Here is a 17,699-nt window from a genome sequence, read left to right on the forward strand (position 1 = left end):
TTTGTCAGTAATGAAGAACGGGGGAAATTTAACAGTAGGGGGGAGGGCTGTCGAGTAAAATGCTCGGCCATGAGATTGATCAGCCTGTTTTTCCTGTTGTTGTCGAGTCAACCTGCCTTCGCGGCCCAATTGCCCGGCATCCCCCAATTCATAGATGAAATGGTGGAGCGCCACCATTTCAAGCGCGCCGATCTGGAACGCGTGTTCCGCCGGGCCGAGCGCCGTCCGGACGTGATCGAGGCGATAGAGAAACCTGCCACCCTGAAGCCTTGGGCCGAATACCGCGCCAATTTCGTCAATTCGCAACGCATCAAGGACGGTCTCAAGTTCTGGAAGAAAAACGAGACTTATCTGAATCGCGCGCAGCGCCAGTTCGGCGTGCCAGCCGAATACATCGTCGCCATCATCGGCGTGGAGACCATGTACGGCAAACAGACCGGTCGGTTCCGCACACTGGATGCACTGACGACACTTGCGTTCGATTTCCCGCGTCGTGCGCCGTATTTCCGGGCTGAGCTGGAAGAGTTCCTTCTGTTGTCTAGCGAGCAGGATTTCAATCTGCTGGCGATCAATTCTTCATACGCCGGGGCGCTGGGCATTCCGCAGTTCATGCCGAGCAACTATCGCAAATATGCGCTGGACTACAACGGTAACGGCCAAGTGGATATTCTGCATGAACCGGCTGATGCCATAGGCAGTGTGGCGAACTACTTCAAGCACTACGGCTGGCGTAGCAGCGAACCGGTCGCCACCCAGGTGCGTGTCGCTGAAGCAAGCAAGCTGGGCGATCTGCTGGTGGCGAGGCCGGTCAAGGGATGGACGACCGATGCGGGTGTGTCATTTGAAGGTGGGGAGAAAGACATCTTGCCACCGGCCTGGCTGCTGGATCTGACGCTGGAGAACGGCAAGGAATACTGGCTGGTTTTCGAGAACTTCGACGTCATCATGCGCTACAACATCAGCAGCTATTACGCGATGTCGGTACACCAACTGGCAGAGGCGTTGCGCGCGTCCCAGCCCTGATCAATACACGCGGCGGGCGCCGTTGTAGCGCGATCTCCAGTAGTTGAGTTCCATGCTCTCCACCCGGATGCGGCTGCCGGTCTTGGGCGCATGCACGAACTTCCTTTCGCCGACGTAGATGCCTACATGCGAGTAGGGGCGGCGCATGGTGTCGAAGAACACCAGATCGCCGGGGCGCAAGTCGCTTTGCCGCAAGGGCTCGCCGACACCGCTGATCGCTTTGGTCGTGCGGGGGAGTTGGATATCCAGTACTTCCCGGTACACATGGCCGACATAGCCGCTGCAATCGAATCCGCTGCGCGCACTGCTGCCGCCATATTGGTAGGGTGTCTCGGCCAGACTCATGGCATACATCACCAGGTCGTTCATTTGATCATTGCGCGCGCTGCCGATTTGCGCAGGTGCAGAAGCGCAGGCGGTCACGAGGGTAAGCAGAAGTAGTAAGGACAATTTTTGCATGGCGGACATCCCGAGAGTTGGGGGGATTATATAGGCATGCGGCCCAAGCGGCTGACGGGCTGCAAAACCGGGGCCCGTGGAACCGTCTTCTCAAGTAGAATCTGGGCATCAATCAACTGGAGCGCGCGATGAGTTTTTCCGAAATCGATGTACAGAATGCACTGAAGAGCCTGATCGATCCCAATACCAAAAAGGATTTCGTCAGCGGAAAATCCGTCAAGAACGTCAAGGTCAGCGGTAGCGATGTGACGCTGGACATCCTGCTCGGATATCCGGCGCAGAGTGTGTGGAGCGAGATCAAGGCACAGGTCGAGACTCATCTGAAGACTGCCTTGGCCGGTGCAGGCAAGATCGAAGCCAGTGTCAGCAGCAAAGTTGTGCCGCACGCGGTGCAGCGTGGCGTGAAGCTGGTGGACGGTGTGAAGAACATCATCGCGGTAGCTTCCGGCAAAGGCGGCGTGGGCAAGAGCACCACTGCTGTGAATCTGGCGCTGGCGCTGGCCGCCGAAGGCGCCCGCGTCGGCATGCTGGATGCGGATATCTACGGACCTTCACAACCCACCATGCTGGGGCTGAGCGGCAACCCGGATTCCGAAGACGGCAAGACCATGAAGCCGCTCATCAATCACGGTCTGCAAGTGATGTCGATCGGCTTCCTGATAGACGCTGATACACCGATGATCTGGCGCGGTCCGATGGTGACGCAGGCGTTGGACCAGTTGCTGCACCAGACCAAGTGGGACAATCTGGATTATCTGGTGATCGACCTGCCACCCGGCACCGGCGACATCCAGCTCACACTGGCGCAGAAAGTACCTGTCACCGGTGCGGTGATCGTCACCACGCCGCAGGACATCGCGCTGATGGACGCGCGCAAGGGGCTCAAGATGTTCGAGAAGGTCGATGTCAAGATCATCGGCATCGTGGAGAACATGAGCACGCATATCTGCTCGAAGTGCGGCCACGAGGAGCATATCTTCGGTGCCGGCGGCGGCGAAAAGATGTGCGCCGACTACAACACCGAATTCCTCGGCAGCCTGCCGCTGGACATCCGCATCCGAGAACAGACCGATTCCGGCGAACCCACTGTTGTGTCCGATCCGGACGGCAGCATCGCCAAGGTGTACAAACAGATCGCACGTCGCGTGGCGGTGAAGATCGCCGACATGGCGCAGGACCATAGCGCGGCGTTCCCGAAGATAGTTGTCCAGAACACCTGATGCGCATTCTGATCAGTAACGACGACGGCTATTTCGCGCCGGGGCTGGCTTGTCTGGCGCAACACCTTTCCGCCATCGCAGAAGTGACCGTGGTGGCGCCCGAGCGCGACCGTAGCGGGGCCAGTAATTCGCTCACGCTCAATCGGCCGCTCAATCTGCGTCGTGCGGCCAATGGTTTCCATTATGTGGACGGTACGCCGACCGACTGCGTGCACCTCGCTGTGACCGGCATGCTGGATGTGCAACCGGACATCATCGTTTCCGGCATCAACGCCGGGGCGAACATGGGTGACGACACCATCTATTCGGGTACGGTGGCTGCGGCAACGGAGGGCTTCCTGTTGGGGATTCCGGCGATCGCCATTTCCATGGCAAAACATGATCCTGAATATTTCGATACGGCAGGCAGGGTCGCGGTCGAGTTGGTGCAGCGCTTCATGCGTGAGAGCCAGCCGCACCCGTGGCTGCTCAATGTGAACGTGCCGGATATCCCCTACGCGCAATTGCAAGGCATGGAAGTGACTCGTTTGGGCAAACGCCACAAAGCCGAGCCGGTGGTCAAAGCCAGCAATCCGCACGGACAGCCGATCTATTGGGTCGGGCCTGCGGGCAAGGCGCAGGACGCGGGCGAGGGCACGGATTTCCACGCGATAAACAATGCCCGTGTTTCCATCACACCTTTGCAGATCGATCTGACCCAGTACAGCCAACTTGATGCGGTGCGCACCTGGATGGGGACTGGTGCATGAACTTGCAGCACGCGGGTATCGGCATGACCTCGCCGCGCACGCGCGCGCGCATGATCGAGCGTTTGCGTGCCCAAGGCATCCGCGACGAGACCGTGCTGGCGGCGATGAACAATGTGCCGCGCCACCTGTTCGTGGACGAGGCGCTGGCAGGCCGTGCCTATGACGACGTCTCGTTGCCGATCAACTACGGACAGACCATCTCGCAGCCCTACATCGTTGCGCGCATGACCGAGGTGCTGCGTAACGGCAAGCAACTGGGCAAAGTGTTGGAGGTCGGTACCGGCTGCGGTTATCAGGCGGCTGTGCTGGCACAGGTCGCGCAACAGGTTTACAGCGTGGAACGCATCCTGCCCCTGCACGAACGCGCGCGCAAACTGCTGCGCGAATTGAAGATCAGGAATGTCGTGTTGCGTCATGCGGATGGTACGAGCGGATTGACTGAAGGTGCGCCGTTCGAGGGCATCATCATGGCTTGTGCCGCACCGGCATTGTCCGAGTCGTTGAAAGCGCAGCTGGCGGTGGGTGGTAGAATGGTGCTGCCGGTCGGTACGCAGGAGCAATATCTTTATCTGGTCGAGCGTACCGAAAGCGGTTTCAAGGAGACACGTCTGGAGGCGGTGAAATTCGTACCGCTCCTGGCAGGGATAGCATGACTGGCCTCATTTCTAAAACACGACATACGACTCCGATCCTCATCGCCTTGCTGGCGGCGTCACTGCTGAGCGCCTGTGCAGGTCCGGCAGCCAGTGGCAAACGCGCGCCCATCGTGGAATATGGCGCAGGTCCTGTTCCTTATGCTGCTGAAAAACCGGCAGAGACCACCACGATCTATGTTGTACAGGCGGGCGACACTTTGTACAGCATCGCCTTCCTGAACGGACTGGATTACATGGAAGTGGCGCAACAGAATGGTCTCAAGGATCCTACTGCCATCCAAGTGGGGCAGAGACTGCGTTTGATCGTTCCCGCCGAGGAAGTGGTCTCCGAAGTGTCTGTTCCGGTCGCTATGCGCATCCCGCGTGCGGGCGAGGTCAAAAATCAGCCCAAGGTAGGACGCTTGCTGTATTCGGCGCAAGCTTTGGCCAAAGCGCAACACATGCAGGATGACGATCCTTCCGCAACATCTGTCGCTAGTTTGGCACCAGCGCCGACTGTGGTTGAGGAAGGGGTGGAGTGGGGGATGCCGACACGCGGCAAGGTCATCGCCGGTTATGCGAAGAGCGCCAACCGCAAAGGTGTGGACATCGCCGGTGCGCAAGGTCAACCCATACTCGCCAGCGCTTCAGGAAAGGTCGTGTATAGCGGCAGCGGCCTGCGCGGCTATGGCAAGCTGGTCATCATCAAGCACAACACCACCTTCCTCAGCGCCTATGCCCATAACGACCGTCTGCTGGTGAAAGAAGGCCAAAGCGTGCGCAAGGGACAGAAGATCGCCGAGATGGGCAGCACTGATACCGATCAGGTCAAGCTGCATTTCGAGATCCGTCGCATGGGCAAGCCGGTCGATCCTGCCAAGTATTTGCCGCTGATGAAGTCTTGAGCGAAAAAGCCCTTAACGTGAACGACCATGACCGGGCCAGTGCCGGTCTGCGCTATGTCTACCCGGTCGTGTCTCGCCGCGCGGGCGGCGTTTCCATCGGCATCAATCTCAATACCAATAATGCATGTAATTGGCGTTGTATCTATTGCCAGGTTCCGGACCTGAAGCTGGGCGCTGCACCAACTGTCGATCTGGCATTGCTGGAGCAGGAGTTGAGCGGATTCTTGCATGAGTTGCAGCATGGCGATTTCATGCAGCGCGTACCGCCCGAGATGCGGCGTATCAATGACATTGCCCTCTCCGGTAATGGCGAGCCGACCAGCGCGCTTGAATTCCCCCAAGTCATCGAACTCATCGGCAGGCTGAAGCCCGCCGATCTCAAGCTGGTGCTGATCACCAACGGCAGTCTGATGCAGCGTGACACCGCGCAGCAGGGACTGCGCCGTATGGCGCAACTCAATGGCGAAGTTTGGTTCAAACTGGATCGTGCCAGCGAGCCGGGCATGCTACGCGTGAACGATACGAAGTCACAGATGGATGCGGTGCTCAAGAATCTGGCAACCGCCGTCAGTTGCTGTCCCGATACCTGGTTGCAGACTTGCTGGTTCGCATTGGATGGTGCGGCGCCCGACAAGAAGGATGAGGATGACTATCTGGATATGCTGTCGTCTTGTGCGAGGCTGGGCATCCACCTGCAGGGTGTGCTGCTATACGGTCTGGCACGTCCCTCCTTGCAAGCAGAAGCGCCGCGTCTGTCGGCATTGTCCGCGCAGCAGATGGAAGCCTTTGCGGCGCGTATCCGGAGTCTGGGGCTGGCCGTAAAAGTGTCGGTCTGAAACTTATTGTTCTTCAAGTGCGCGCGGGCGGGAGATGCCGAAGCCTTGTGCGTAGTCGATACCCAATTCATTCAGTTTGGCGATAAGTTCATCGCTTTCCACCAGTTCTGCCACGGTGCGCACGCCGATCTTCTTTGCCACACGGTCGATGGAGCTGACCTTGGCAAGATTGACCGGGTCGCGCAGCAGACCAAGGATGAGGCTGCCATCGATCTTGATGAAGTCCACTTGGAAGCCGCGTATGCGGTCGAACGAGACGTTGTCTCGCCCGAAACCGCTCAAGGCGACCCGGCAACCGCAAGCTCTGACCTGCCGGATGAATTCAGCCGCATTCTCTCCGCGCTGTGTCAGTTCGGCATCAGTCACTTCAAAACACAGGCTGCCTGCTGCCGCTTCATATTCCTGTAACAGGGTTCTCAGGAACTCCGGGAATTCCGGATCACCCAGCGTGGCAGCGGCGAGGTTGATGAAGAACATCGAGTCTTTACGACTGTGGCTGGCCGACCATGCCAGCACATGCTGGATTACCCAGCGATCCAGATAGGGCATCAGGCCGTGCCGTTCTGCCAGCGGAAAGAATGCGCCGGGCGGCAGCAGACCTTCTTCTTCTTCCTGCAGGCGGATAAGGATCTCGTAGTGTTCGGCTCCACCGCTGTTGAGTGGGAGCGGGGCGATCAACTGGCAGTAAAGGCGAAACTCGCCATGCTCGATGGCGGTGATGATGCGTTTACCGGCATTCTTTTGGCCGGTGATCTGTTCCGAAAATGCGTCTATGTATAGTTCCTGCCCCGCTTGAGACTCATCCCCGGCGGTGGGCTGTTCGTTGGGAGGCGCTTGAACCGGGGTCAGATCGCTGCGGCCGGTGATGTCATCCGCCAGAAAGTAGAAACCATTGATTTTTCCAGCCTCGTCGTATTGCGGAACGTGGGTTACCGACAGGTGATAGAGCGCGCCGTTCTGCATTGCCTGTGTGCGCTCGTAGCGGACCTCCTGCCCATCCAGTGACTGTCGCACCGCAGTGGCGATCTCTGCGCTGACCTTGGGGCCGAGTATCTCGCGAATATGGTGGCCGTCTATCTGTTCGGGGCGCATGCCCAGCCAATCATGGAAAGCACGATTATGGTAATGGCATTGGCCTTTGGTATCGAACAGCGCGACCATGCTCGACAGGGATTCGTTCATGAGTTGCAGGCGGGGACGGTCGGTGGCGTTCTTTTGATCGGCGTGCTTGCGCAGCAGTGTCTCGCGCTCCAGCTTGCTTTTGAGGGCGGCAAGTTGTGCTGTGCGGCGCATCAGCAACCATTCCGAGCGTGAGGCACGTACAGCTTCGGCCAGAATTGCGGCGACCAGTACGCCGGTCAGGAATGCTGTCCATGGCAGGTTGGATTCGGTGAAGGAGATGGCGAACACAAGGGCGGACGCGGTGGCGACCACAGCCAGAGCGGCGACATAGTTTCGTATGGTTCGGAACAGCGTCCGTTTCTGCATCAAGCGCTCCCTTGTGATGCGTTGATGTTCGTCGTGGCCGATTATGGCACCAAGTCGGCCCAAGCCGCACCCGTTCGGGTCGAGAAGCTTGAGGGCGGCATCTTTGATGAGGCATGGAAGTGTCCCAACAGCTTGAGTTGGCAGGGGAGTTCGGTTACAATGCGCGCCCCGTTTATCCGGCAACCGCCGGTGGATGGGAATTCACACACTCGTTCATGTTGGGGTGTCCTTACGGGATCAGGCTGGCGAGTGGAAGAACTTAACCCTTAACGTTGGAGTAAATCATGGCAGCAGTCACTATGCGTCAAATGCTGGAAGCGGGTGTCCATTTCGGTCACCAGACACGTTTCTGGAATCCCAAGATGGCCCCTTATATCTTCGGTCATCGCAACAAGATCCATATCGTCAACCTGGAAAAGACCGTCGTGATGTTCAACGACGCGCTGAATGAAGTACGCAAGATCGCATCGAAGAAGGGCAACGTCCTGTTCGTGGCGACCAAGCGTCAGGCGCGCGAGATCATCCGCGAAGAAGCGCAGCGCGCGGGTTCTCCTTATGTCGACTATCGCTGGTTGGGCGGCATGCTCACCAACTTCAAGACCGTGCAACTGTCGATCAAGCGCCTGAAAGAACTGGAAGCCATGATCGAAGACGGCAGCATCGACAAGGTCTCCAAGAAAGAAGGTCTGATGTTCCGTCGCGAACTGGAAAAGCTGGAGCGCAGCCTGGGCGGTATCAAGGATATGCAGGGCCTGCCTTCCGCGATCTTCGTGATCGACGTCGGATACCAGAAGGGTACCGTCACAGAAGCGATCAAGCTGGGTATTCCTGTCATCGGCGTGGTCGATACCAACCATAGCCCGCTCGGCGTGGACTTCGTGATCCCGGGTAACGACGACTCCAGCCAGGCGATCCGCCTGTACGCACGCGGCGTGGCCGATGCGATCCTGGAAGGTCGCGAACAAGCAACCACCGATCTGGTCGAACAGATCGCGGAAAAAGAAGCTGCTTAAGCGGCCTCTCCGTAACAAGGGGGCGCAAGCCCCCTTTTTTGTAAGCTGAATTCTGTTGAAAAATTAGGAGTGTGACATGGCGGAAATCACCGCAAGCATGGTTAAAGAACTGCGCGAGGCCACCGGTCTCGGCATGATGGAGTGCAAGAAGGCACTGGTAGAGACGAACGGCGATGCCAAGGCGGCTGAAGAGTTGCTGCGCATCAAGAGCGGTGCCAAGGCCAGCAAGGCCGCATCGCGCGTCACAGCTGAAGGCGTGATCGGCTCTTATCTGGCCGCTGATGGCAAGATTGGTGCCGTAGCTGAAGTGAACTGCGAAACCGACTTCGTGGGCAAGAACGACGACTTCATGGCATTCGCCAGGAACGTTGCCGAAACCGTGGCGAAGAACGATCCTGCCGATATCGATGCGCTGCTGGGCATGAAGTTGGCGAACGGTGCGGGTACTGTGGAAGAAGACCGCAAAGCGCTGGTGATGAAGCTGGGTGAGAACCTGACCGTGCGCCGTGTAGAGCGTTACGAGACGACCACCGGCCAACTGGCGACTTACCTGCACGGCAACAAGATCGGTGTGATGGTCAACTACGAAGGTGGTGACGAGACGTTGGGCAAGGATCTGGCGATGCACATCGCAGCTTCCAAGCCGAAGTCGGTGGATGCCTCCGGTGTGAATCCGGAAGACATCGAGACCGAACGCCGTATCGCTATCGAGAAGGCCAAGGAATCCGGCAAGCCGGAAGCCATGCTGGAAAAGATCGCCGAAGGCACCGTGCAGAAGTTCCTCAAGGAAGTGACGCTGATGGGCCAGGTTTTCGTCAAGGCAGAAGACGGCAAGCAGACCATCGAGCAACTGCTGAAGAGCAAGGGTGCTTCGGTGACCGCTTTCCAGATGTTCGTGGTCGGCGAAGGCATCGAGAAGAAGGTCGAAGACTACGCGGCTGAAGTCGCTGCCGCTGCTGCCGCACTGAAAGGCTGAACCATGACCGCTCCCGCCTACAAACGCATCCTGCTCAAACTCTCCGGCGAAGCCCTGATGGGCGATGACAGCTACGGTATAAACCGAGCAGTCATCGAGCGCATCGTGGCCGAGATCAAAGAGGTGGTCGAGCTCGGTGTGGAGGTGGCGATGGTGGTCGGCGGTGGCAATATCTTCCGCGGTGTCGCCCCGGCGGCGGCAGGGATGGACAGGGCCACGGCCGATTACATGGGCATGCTGGCCACGGTGATGAATTCGATGGCCTTGCAGGATGCGATGACGCGTGCCGGACTGGACTGTCGTGTGCAGTCGGCGCTGAGTCTGGAGCAAGTTGCAGAGCCGTTCATCCGTGGCAAGGCCCTGCGCTATCTGGAAGACGGCAAGGTGGTGATCTTTGCGGCGGGTATCGGTAGCCCGTTCTTTACTACCGATACTGCGGCTGCACTGCGCGGCGTTGAGATGACTGCCGATGTGGTGATCAAAGCCACCAAGGTCGACGGTATCTATACCGATGATCCGAAGAAGAACCCCGATGCGATCCGCTATCAGAGCCTGAGCTTTGATGAGGCGATCAGCAAGAATCTGAAGGTGATGGATGCGACGGCGCTGACCCTGTGTCGCGACCAGAAGCTGCCCATCATTGTGTTTAGCATCTTCAAGCCGGGCGCGCTCAAGCGCGTGGTGTTCGGCGAAGGTGAAGGTACTTTGGTAAGAGTCGATTAGGAGCGAAACATGATCTCTGACATCAAGAAGAACGTCGAACAAAAGATGCAAAAGTCGCTGGATGCACTGAAGACCGACCTGAGCAAGATTCGTACGGGCCGCGCGCACACCGGCATCCTCGATCATGTGATGGTGGATTACTACGGCAGCCCCACCGCAATCAACATGGTGGCGAACATCACCCTGACCGATGCGCGCACCATCGGTGTGCAGCCTTATGAAAAGAACATGATCGGGCCAGTCGAAAAGGCAATCCGCGATTCCGATCTGGGTCTGAATCCGGCCACCAACGGCGAGATTATCCGTGTGCCGATGCCGATGTTGACCGAAGAGCGTCGCCGCGACCTGATCAAAGTGGTGAAGAGTGAAGGCGAGGACGCCAAGATCGCCGTGCGCAACATCCGTCGCGAAGCCAACGAGCAGTTGAAGAAACTGCTCAAGGACAAGGAAGTCGGCGAGGACGACGAACGCCGCGCGCAGGATGACGTGCAAAAACTGACCGACCGCTACGTCGCCGAGATCGACAAGGCCTTGCAGTCCAAAGAAGTCGACCTGATGGCGGTCTGATAGGACTGGGGATATAGGATTTAGGATTCGGGATCGATTATGACTTCCAGCCCATCCTGAATCCCAGATCCCAAATCCCAGATCCTAAACATGGCTCTATTCAAAAGCTCCACACGCACCATCCCCGAGACAGCAGCCGTCCCGCGCCATATCGCCATCATCATGGATGGCAACGGACGTTGGGCAAAACAGCGTTTCATGCCGCGCGTCATGGGCCATCAGCGCGGTGTGGAAACGGTACGCGAAGTGGTCAAAGCCTGTCGCCAGATGGGTGTGGAATATCTGACGCTGTTCGCTTTCAGCAGCGAGAACTGGCGCCGTCCCGCCGACGAAGTCTCTTTCCTGATGCAGCTGTTCCTGAAGATGCTGGAGCGCGAAGTCTCCAAACTGCATGAGAACAACATCTGCCTGAAGATCATCGGTGACCGTAGTCGTTTCGACGCGCCGTTGGTGGAACACATCGAAGCAGCAGAGCGGCTTACTGCCGCAAACACCGGTCTCACACTTACCATCGCCGCCAACTACGGCGGACGCTGGGACATCATGCAGGCCATGCATGCATTGAGCCTGGCACACCCCGAGCGCGCCACCGCCTTCGAGGAAGAAGAGCTCGCGCCCTATCTTTCCATGCATTACGCGCCGGAACCGGATCTGTTCATCCGCACCGGGGGTGAAAAACGCATCAGCAATTTCCTGCTGTGGCAACTTGCCTATACAGAACTGTTCTTCACCGACACGCTGTGGCCCGCTTTCGATCGCAAGGCGCTGGAGGAGGCGATCCAGTCCTATCAAAAACGCGAACGCCGTTTCGGCCGTACCAGCGAACAACTCAAGGGAAATGACGATGCTTAGATCGCGCGTGATCACCGCCTTCATCTTGCTGGTGTTGCTGCTGGCGGCGCTATTCCTGTTGCCGGCACTGGGCTGGTCCTTGCTGGTGATCGCCATGGTGATGCAGGGCACATCCGAATGGGCGCGCCTGTCCGGACTGCAAGGGACGGCTGCAAAGTCGTATTGGGGCGTCACGCTGCTGCTGATGCTGGGCCTGCTGTGGATGGATATGAATCTTGAGCCGGGTGCGATGAACTATCCACATCTGACGGCTTATCTGTTCTCCGCCTTGCTGTGGCTGATCGTGGTGCCGGCCTGGCTGATGAGCGGCGTAAAGGTCAAACATCAGGGCTTGATGATGCTGGTCGGATGGGTGGTGTTGATCCCGACCGGATTGGCCATGATCGACTTGCGTGCCTGGGCGCCCAGTCCGTGGATGTTGCTGTTCGTGATGGGGGTCGTGTGGGTGGCGGATAGCGCCGCCTATTTCGCCGGACGCAAATACGGCAAGACCAAGCTGGCGCCCAGTATCAGTCCGGGCAAGACCTGGGAAGGTGTGGCGGGTGCGATCCTCGGCGTTTCCATCTATGTGGCACTGGTGTGGACGTTCAGTACCGAATTCTCGCGCTTGCAGGTTCTGCCGGCGTTGATGCTCACCGCCTGGTGGTGGGTGGTGCTGGCCGTGCTGGGCGATCTGTTCGAATCAGCCATCAAGCGCCAGGCGGGCGTCAAGGATAGCGGGGCGCTGCTGCCCGGCCATGGCGGTTTGCTGGATCGCATCGACGCGCTGACTTCCACCTTGCCGCTGGCCATGCTGGCGCTGCTCTTTCACGGGCTGAACTAGTGCAGAACCTCACCGTTCTTGGCTCCACAGGGAGTATAGGAAAAAGCACGCTGGATGTTGTTGCTCGACATCCGGATCGTTACCGCATCATCGCATTGACCGCGAGTCAGCAAGACGAATTGCTGTTCGAACAGTGTCAGCAGTTCCGTCCGCATTTTGCCGTGTTACTGGACGAGGCGGCGGCCGAACGTCTGCGCAAGCGTATCGTTGCTGCGGGACTGGATGTTGAAGTGTTATGCGGCAATGAATCTTTGGTGCGAGTCGCCACCTTACCGGAAGTGCATGCGGTGATGGCGGCCATCGTCGGTGCGGCGGGCATGCGTCCCACGCTGGCGGCGGCGGAAGCGGGCAAGAAGATACTGCTGGCGAATAAAGAGACGCTGGTGCTGGCCGGTCACCTGTTCATGGATGCAGTGCGCCGCAGCGGTGCGGTGCTGTTACCTATCGACAGCGAACACAACGCCATCTTCCAGTCCTTGCCGCACGATTACGCGGGGAATATGCAGCAGAGTGGCGGCAGCAAGATCTTGCTGACGGCCTCGGGCGGCCCGTTCCGCAACACACCTTTGTCGGCCCTGCAGAATGTCACACCGGATCAGGCTTGCGCCCATCCCAACTGGAGCATGGGGCGCAAGATTTCGGTCGATTCCGCCAGCATGATGAATAAGGGGTTGGAGGTGATCGAGGCGCACTGGCTGTTCAATGCTGCGGCCGATGACATTCAGGTGGTCGTGCATCCGCAAAGTGTGATCCATTCCATGGTGCAGTACGTCGACGGTTCGGTGCTGGCGCAGCTCGGTAATCCGGATATGCGCACGCCCATCGCCTACGCCTTGGCTTGGCCGGAGCGTATCGCTTCCGGGGTTGCGCCGCTGGATCTGTTCGCTATCGCCAAGCTGGATTTCGTAGCGCCCGACCTTGAGCGCTTCCCCTGCCTGGCATTGGCGTATCAAGCCCTGCGTGCCGGCGGTACTGTGCCGGCGCTGCTCAATGCTGCGAATGAAGTGGCGGTGGATGCGTTCCTCAATCATCGTATCGCCTTCCTCGATATCCCGCGCCTGATTGCGTCCGTGATGGCAGCCGTGCCGCGTAGCGAAGTGCATCAGTTGCAGGATGTGCTGGACGCCGACGCTGCAGCGCGTGAAAGCGCTCGGACGTGGGTGGGGGAAAACACAAAGTGATGTTGCGCCTGTCATTGACTGGATCCAGGAAGAACGCATGATCACTCTGCTTGCCTTCGTCGTCGCCATCGTCGTGCTGGTCGTGTTCCATGAATACGGCCACTATCTGGTCGCGCGCTGGTGCGGCGTGAAGGTGCTGCGTTTCTCGGTCGGTTTCGGCAACGTCATCTACTCGCGCCGCTTCGGCAAAGACGGCACCGAGTGGGCGCTGTCCGCCATCCCGTTGGGCGGTTACGTGAAGATGCTGGATGAGCGCGAGGGAGACGTCGCGCCGAATGATTTACGCCGCGCTTTCAATCGTAAACCGGTGTTGCAGCGCATGGCCATCGTCGTGGCAGGGCCGCTGGCCAATCTGTTGCTGGCCGTGGTGTTGTACTGGGCGTTGTTCATGTACGGTGTGCTCGGGATCAAACCGGTGCTGGGCGAGATCGCACCGGGCACTCCGGCCGCCGTCGCTGCCTTGCACACTCAAAGCACCATCGTCAGCATCAACGGACAAGCCACGCAAAGTTGGCAGGAAGTACGCTGGACGTTGCTCGACCTGATCCTGCAGCAGCGTTCCGCCACGCTGCAACTGCGCGACCAAACAGACGCAATAGTAGAGCGGAAACTGGATATGTCCGGCCTGTCTGCGGCCGATCTGGACGGTGACTTCATGCGCAAGTTGGGCTTGCTGCCATACCAGCCGCCGGTGTATCCGGTCATCGGCCAGTTGACGGAAGACGGTGCGGCGGCACAGGCCGGCATGAAGACGGGTGACCGTGTGTTATCCGTGAATGGCGAGACGGTGGCGTTATGGACAGACTGGGTCGAGGTGATCCGGGCGCATCCCGAACAGATGTTGCAACTCCAGATCGAGCGTGATGGTGCGCGTATCGACCTGACGATCAAACCGGCAGCAGTGATGGATAAAGGCGAACGCATCGGTCGCATCGGCGCGGGGGCACAGATCGATCAAAAAGCTTTTGAGGCATTGCTGACTGAAGTACGTTACCCGCCGTTGCAAGCACTGTCTGAAGGGCTAAGCAAGACTTGGGAGACGGCCGTCATCAGCCTGAAGATGATGGGCAAGATGGTCATGGGTGAAGTGTCGCTGAAGAACCTGTCCGGCCCGATCACCATCGCCGACTACGCTGGTCAGTCAGCGCAGATGGGCTTGGGGGCCTATGTGGGTTTTCTGGCGCTGATCAGCATCAGTCTGGGAATATTGAATCTGCTGCCGATCCCGTTATTGGATGGCGGTCATTTGCTGTATTATTCGGTCGAATTTTTCAAGGGCAGTCCGGTCTCTGACGATCTGTGGGAAGCAGGACAGAAAGTCGGTATCGCACTCTTGGTGACCATGATGGCTTTTGCGTTGTACAACGACGTTAGCCGCCTGATTTTGGGTTGATAAACAATGGATTTTAGAAAATTAGCGGGCGTGATCGCGCTTGTATACGGCGCGTCTGCCTGGGCGGGTCAGCCTTTTGTGGTGAAAGACATCCGCATCGAGGGTATTCAGCGCACCGAAGCGGGCACCGTGTTCAGCTATCTGCCGGTCAAGGTGGGGGATACGCTGGAAGACGACCGTGCGACTGCGGCCCTCCATGCCTTGTTTTCCACCGGTTTCTTCAAAGATGTGCAGTTGCTGGAAGAGCAGGGGGTGCTGGTGGTGCGCGTGCAGGAGCGTCCGACCATCGCCAGCGTCGAACTGGACGGCATCAAGGATTTCCCCAAGCCGCAGTTGCTGGAGAACCTGAAACTGGTCGGATTGGCCGAAGGCCGCATCTTTGACAAATCGGCGCTGGAAAAATCCGAGAACGAATTGAAGCGTCAGTACATCGCCCGCGGCAAGTATGGGGTGTCCGTCAAGACGAAAGTGACGGAGCTGGAGCGTAACCGCGTCGCGGTCAGCCTGGATGTGGTCGAAGGCAAACCTTCCAAGATCCGTCAGATCAATATCATCGGCAACAAGCATTTTAGTGATGACGACCTGCTGGATGAGATGAAACTGACCACACCGGGCTGGTTCACCTGGCTCAGTAGCAACGATCAGTATTCGAAACCGAAATTGTCTGCCGACATCGAGAACCTCCGCAGCCTCTACCTGAACTCGGGTTACATGGACTTCTCCATCGACTCGACCAACGTGACGATCTCTGCCGACAAGAAGGATATCTACATCACGCTCGCGCTGACCGAGGGCGAGCAGTATTCCATCTCGGACATCAAGGTGGCGGGTGCCAAGGGCGTGTTCAGCAACGAGGCGCTGCGCGCCATGGTCGATGTGCAGCCGGGGCAGGTGTTCTCGCGCGAAGCTCTGACCGCTGCTTCGGAGAAGATCCGCGAGAATCTGGGCGAGGAGGGCTATGCCTTCGCCAACGTGAACATCGTGCCGGATATCGACAAGGAGACGCACCAGGCCGCGTTCACCTTCGTGGTGGATCCCATGCAGCGCGCCTATGTGCGTAACATCAATGTCTCCGGCAACGACAAGACCAAGGATGAAGTGATCCGGCGCGAGTTCCGTCAGATGGAAGGCGGCTGGTTCGCCACCTCCAAGATCAAGAAATCCAAGCAGCGCATCGACCGCCTGGGCTTCTTCGAGAGCGTGAACATCGAGACGCATCAGGTTCAGGGCAGCACCGACCAACTCGATCTGGATCTGACGGTGACCGAGAAATCGACCGGTAACTTCAATATCGGTATGGGTTACAGCAACGGGGAGGGTTTGACCTTCATGGGCGGCATCACCCAGTCCAACCTGTTCGGCACGGGCAACTACCTGTCCACCCAGGTCAACACCAGCAAGGTGAATCAGGTGTACTCGGTGTCCTATACCAACCCGTATTACACCGATGACGGCATCAGCCGCGGCTTCGACCTCTACAAGCGCCGCTCGGACGTCACATCGACCACCATCAGCCAGTACACCTCAGAGACCTACGGTGGCGGCGTCCGCTACGGCGTGCCTATCAGCGACGAAGAGATGTTCCACTATGGATTGGCCTTGGAGAACACCACGATCGGCCTGACCAGCAACAGTCCGCAACGATTCATCGATTACATAGCGACCTTTGGTGAGACCAACCAGAACATGCTGGGTACCATAGGTTGGTCGCGCGATACGCGTGATAACGCGCTGTTCCCGAGTGAAGGGGCGATCCAGCGCGCCAACATCGAGGCTTCCCTGCCGGTATCCGGCCAGCGTTTTTACAAGGTCACCTACACCCAGCAGTGGTACCAGCCGCTGACCGAGAATCTGATCCTGCACCTGAACGGCGATCTGGGCTTGGCGGATGGCTATAGCGGCATGACGCTACCGTTCTTCAAGAGTTTGTATGCGGGCGGTTCCGGAAGCGTCCGCGGATACGATTACAACTCTTTGGGTCCGCGTGATATCAACGGCTATTCGCTGGGTGGTAACCGGCGTGTGGTGGGTAATGCCGAGATATTGTTCCCCATGCCGGGTATGGAAAAGAGCAGGTCGCTGCGCATGAGCTTGTTCCTTGACGGCGGCGCGGTCTACGGCGATGCTACGCAGACGCCCGCGTCGGAGGGAATGCGCTATGCTGGCGGCTTGGGATTGACCTGGTTCTCGCCGGCCGGTCCGATACAGATCAGTTGGGCCAAAGCATTGAATACACAGCCGCAGGACAAGCTGCAATTCTTCCAGTTCACCATGGGTGGCATGTTCTAGCGGTCAGTATCTTCGCTGGCTTGATGTCCGATAAGGAGCAATCATGAAGAACATATTCGTTGCATTCGTTTTTGGGGCGCTGGTCGCCGCCAATGTCCAGGCTGCTGATTTCCGTATCGGTATCGTCGATACCGAGCGCATCCTGCGCGAATCTGCGCAGGCGCTTGCCGCGCAGAAGAAGATCGACAAGGAGTTCGCGATACGCGACCAGGAGATCAAGAAGCTGGCCGGCGAGCTCAAGGATGTGCAAGAGGATCTGGAAAGGAACCGTGGCAAGCTGTCCGATTCTTCGCGCCGCATCAAAGAGCGCGAGATCGCAAATCTCAATCTGCAATTGCAGACCCGTCAGCGCGAGTTCCGCGAAGATTTGAGCCTGCGCCAGAACGAAGAGCTGGCACAGATCCTCGCCAAGGCAGACAAGGCGATCCGCGCCATCGCCGAAAGCGAGCAATACGACGTCATCCTGCAGGAAGCCGTCTACCGCAATCCGCGCGTGGATATCACCGACAAGGTACTCAAATATCTGGAAGGCGAGCCGCTGTCCGGATCGGCAAAGTGACGTTTCGA

At 58.3% G+C, this 17,699-nt stretch carries 18 protein-coding genes; 16 read left to right on the plus strand and 2 right to left on the minus strand.

Going from position 1 to position 17,699, the window contains the following annotated elements:
• Window positions 1-69 precede the first annotated feature (69 nt).
• A complete protein-coding gene (mltB, locus tag ACYCZ5_RS09685; protein WP_461544602.1) occupies window positions 70-1,023 on the plus strand; it encodes a lytic murein transglycosylase B in 954 nt (317 codons plus the stop codon).
• Here mltB and ACYCZ5_RS09690 read toward each other — a convergent pair whose 3' ends face one another.
• On the minus strand, window positions 1,024-1,392 hold the full coding sequence (locus ACYCZ5_RS09690; RefSeq protein ID WP_461544603.1) for a C40 family peptidase: 369 nt from the start codon (window positions 1,390-1,392) through the stop codon (window positions 1,024-1,026).
• A gap of 218 nt (window positions 1,393-1,610) precedes the next feature.
• Between ACYCZ5_RS09690 and apbC the strand changes: the two genes are divergently transcribed.
• Genes apbC through ACYCZ5_RS09715 form a run of 5 tightly spaced genes read left to right on the plus strand, consistent with a single transcriptional unit; the run spans window position 1,611 to window position 5,827 of the window.
• Window positions 1,611-2,702: an iron-sulfur cluster carrier protein ApbC gene (gene apbC, locus ACYCZ5_RS09695; RefSeq protein ID WP_461544604.1), complete on the plus strand. Its 1,092-nt coding sequence runs from the start codon at window positions 1,611-1,613 to the stop codon at window positions 2,700-2,702.
• The gene (gene surE, locus ACYCZ5_RS09700; protein ID WP_461544605.1) at window positions 2,702-3,451 is read left to right on the plus strand and encodes a 5'/3'-nucleotidase SurE; all 750 of its coding nucleotides are present in this window, start codon (window positions 2,702-2,704) and stop codon (window positions 3,449-3,451) included. Before apbC ends, surE begins: the two co-directional genes overlap by 1 nt.
• Window positions 3,448-4,104: a protein-L-isoaspartate(D-aspartate) O-methyltransferase gene (locus tag ACYCZ5_RS09705; RefSeq protein WP_461544606.1), complete on the plus strand. Its 657-nt coding sequence runs from the start codon at window positions 3,448-3,450 to the stop codon at window positions 4,102-4,104. Before surE ends, ACYCZ5_RS09705 begins: the two co-directional genes overlap by 4 nt.
• A complete protein-coding gene (locus ACYCZ5_RS09710; RefSeq protein WP_461544607.1) occupies window positions 4,101-4,991 on the plus strand; it encodes a peptidoglycan DD-metalloendopeptidase family protein in 891 nt (296 codons plus the stop codon). The genes ACYCZ5_RS09705 and ACYCZ5_RS09710 overlap by 4 nt, the downstream gene beginning before the upstream one ends.
• The gene (locus ACYCZ5_RS09715; RefSeq protein ID WP_461544608.1) at window positions 4,988-5,827 is read left to right on the plus strand and encodes a radical SAM protein; all 840 of its coding nucleotides are present in this window, start codon (window positions 4,988-4,990) and stop codon (window positions 5,825-5,827) included. The genes ACYCZ5_RS09710 and ACYCZ5_RS09715 overlap by 4 nt, the downstream gene beginning before the upstream one ends.
• A 3-nt stretch (window positions 5,828-5,830) precedes the next feature.
• Here the strand turns inward: ACYCZ5_RS09715 and ACYCZ5_RS09720 are convergent, their stop codons facing one another.
• Window positions 5,831-7,315, minus strand: coding sequence for an EAL domain-containing protein (locus ACYCZ5_RS09720; RefSeq protein WP_461544609.1), 1,485 nt, complete (start codon window positions 7,313-7,315; stop codon window positions 5,831-5,833).
• 284 nt (window positions 7,316-7,599) lie between these two features.
• On the opposite strand from ACYCZ5_RS09720, the gene rpsB reads away from it, so the two are divergent.
• From rpsB to ACYCZ5_RS09770, 10 genes are all read left to right on the plus strand, one after another.
• The gene (gene rpsB / locus ACYCZ5_RS09725; protein ID WP_461544610.1) at window positions 7,600-8,328 is read left to right on the plus strand and encodes a 30S ribosomal protein S2; all 729 of its coding nucleotides are present in this window, start codon (window positions 7,600-7,602) and stop codon (window positions 8,326-8,328) included.
• Between the two features lie 76 nt (window positions 8,329-8,404).
• Window positions 8,405-9,304, plus strand: a complete 900-nt coding sequence (tsf, locus tag ACYCZ5_RS09730) for a translation elongation factor Ts (protein ID WP_461544611.1) — start codon at window positions 8,405-8,407, stop codon at window positions 9,302-9,304.
• 3 nt (window positions 9,305-9,307) lie between these two features.
• Entirely contained in the window at window positions 9,308-10,027 is a 720-nt protein-coding gene (pyrH, locus tag ACYCZ5_RS09735) for a UMP kinase (RefSeq protein WP_461544612.1), read from the plus strand.
• A gap of 9 nt (window positions 10,028-10,036) precedes the next feature.
• Entirely contained in the window at window positions 10,037-10,594 is a 558-nt protein-coding gene (frr, locus tag ACYCZ5_RS09740) for a ribosome recycling factor (RefSeq protein WP_461544613.1), read from the plus strand.
• Between the two features lie 90 nt (window positions 10,595-10,684).
• Window positions 10,685-11,446, plus strand: a complete 762-nt coding sequence (locus ACYCZ5_RS09745) for an isoprenyl transferase (RefSeq protein WP_461544614.1) — start codon at window positions 10,685-10,687, stop codon at window positions 11,444-11,446.
• Complete coding sequence (locus ACYCZ5_RS09750; protein ID WP_461544615.1) at window positions 11,439-12,269, plus strand: phosphatidate cytidylyltransferase; 831 nt, start codon at window positions 11,439-11,441, stop codon at window positions 12,267-12,269. The genes ACYCZ5_RS09745 and ACYCZ5_RS09750 overlap by 8 nt, the downstream gene beginning before the upstream one ends.
• The gene (ispC, locus tag ACYCZ5_RS09755) at window positions 12,269-13,450 is read left to right on the plus strand and encodes a 1-deoxy-D-xylulose-5-phosphate reductoisomerase (protein WP_461544616.1); all 1,182 of its coding nucleotides are present in this window, start codon (window positions 12,269-12,271) and stop codon (window positions 13,448-13,450) included. Before ACYCZ5_RS09750 ends, ispC begins: the two co-directional genes overlap by 1 nt.
• Window positions 13,451-13,487: 37 nt before the next feature.
• Complete coding sequence (rseP, locus tag ACYCZ5_RS09760; protein WP_461544617.1) at window positions 13,488-14,843, plus strand: RIP metalloprotease RseP; 1,356 nt, start codon at window positions 13,488-13,490, stop codon at window positions 14,841-14,843.
• A 6-nt stretch (window positions 14,844-14,849) separates the two neighbouring features.
• Window positions 14,850-17,132: an outer membrane protein assembly factor BamA gene (bamA, locus tag ACYCZ5_RS09765; protein ID WP_461544618.1), complete on the plus strand. Its 2,283-nt coding sequence runs from the start codon at window positions 14,850-14,852 to the stop codon at window positions 17,130-17,132.
• A gap of 43 nt (window positions 17,133-17,175) precedes the next feature.
• Window positions 17,176-17,691: an OmpH/Skp family outer membrane protein gene (locus ACYCZ5_RS09770; protein ID WP_461544619.1), complete on the plus strand. Its 516-nt coding sequence runs from the start codon at window positions 17,176-17,178 to the stop codon at window positions 17,689-17,691.
• Window positions 17,692-17,699 lie beyond the last annotated feature (8 nt).

The sequence above is a fragment of the Sideroxydans sp. genome (assembly GCF_054604835.1).

Bases quoted from the DNA above. Each gene is read 5' to 3' on its own strand.
- ACYCZ5_RS09705 (WP_461544606.1), top strand. From the start codon at position 3,448: ATGAACTTGCAGCACGCGGGTATCGGCATGACCTCGCCGCGCACGCGC.
- mltB (WP_461544602.1), top strand. From the start codon at position 70: ATGAGATTGATCAGCCTGTTTTTCCTGTTGTTGTCGAGTCAACCTGCC.
- ACYCZ5_RS09710 (WP_461544607.1), top strand. From the start codon at position 4,101: ATGACTGGCCTCATTTCTAAAACACGACATACGACTCCGATCCTCATC.
- apbC (WP_461544604.1), top strand. From the start codon at position 1,611: ATGAGTTTTTCCGAAATCGATGTACAGAATGCACTGAAGAGCCTGATC.
- ACYCZ5_RS09770 (WP_461544619.1), top strand. From the start codon at position 17,176: ATGAAGAACATATTCGTTGCATTCGTTTTTGGGGCGCTGGTCGCCGCC.
- bamA (WP_461544618.1), top strand. From the start codon at position 14,850: ATGGATTTTAGAAAATTAGCGGGCGTGATCGCGCTTGTATACGGCGCG.
- rseP (WP_461544617.1), top strand. From the start codon at position 13,488: ATGATCACTCTGCTTGCCTTCGTCGTCGCCATCGTCGTGCTGGTCGTG.
- ACYCZ5_RS09745 (WP_461544614.1), top strand. From the start codon at position 10,685: ATGGCTCTATTCAAAAGCTCCACACGCACCATCCCCGAGACAGCAGCC.
- ACYCZ5_RS09720 (WP_461544609.1), bottom strand. From the start codon at position 7,315: ATGCAGAAACGGACGCTGTTCCGAACCATACGAAACTATGTCGCCGCT.
- ACYCZ5_RS09750 (WP_461544615.1), top strand. From the start codon at position 11,439: ATGCTTAGATCGCGCGTGATCACCGCCTTCATCTTGCTGGTGTTGCTG.
- surE (WP_461544605.1), top strand. From the start codon at position 2,702: ATGCGCATTCTGATCAGTAACGACGACGGCTATTTCGCGCCGGGGCTG.
- tsf (WP_461544611.1), top strand. From the start codon at position 8,405: ATGGCGGAAATCACCGCAAGCATGGTTAAAGAACTGCGCGAGGCCACC.
- rpsB (WP_461544610.1), top strand. From the start codon at position 7,600: ATGGCAGCAGTCACTATGCGTCAAATGCTGGAAGCGGGTGTCCATTTC.
- pyrH (WP_461544612.1), top strand. From the start codon at position 9,308: ATGACCGCTCCCGCCTACAAACGCATCCTGCTCAAACTCTCCGGCGAA.
- ACYCZ5_RS09690 (WP_461544603.1), bottom strand. From the start codon at position 1,392: ATGAACGACCTGGTGATGTATGCCATGAGTCTGGCCGAGACACCCTAC.
- frr (WP_461544613.1), top strand. From the start codon at position 10,037: ATGATCTCTGACATCAAGAAGAACGTCGAACAAAAGATGCAAAAGTCG.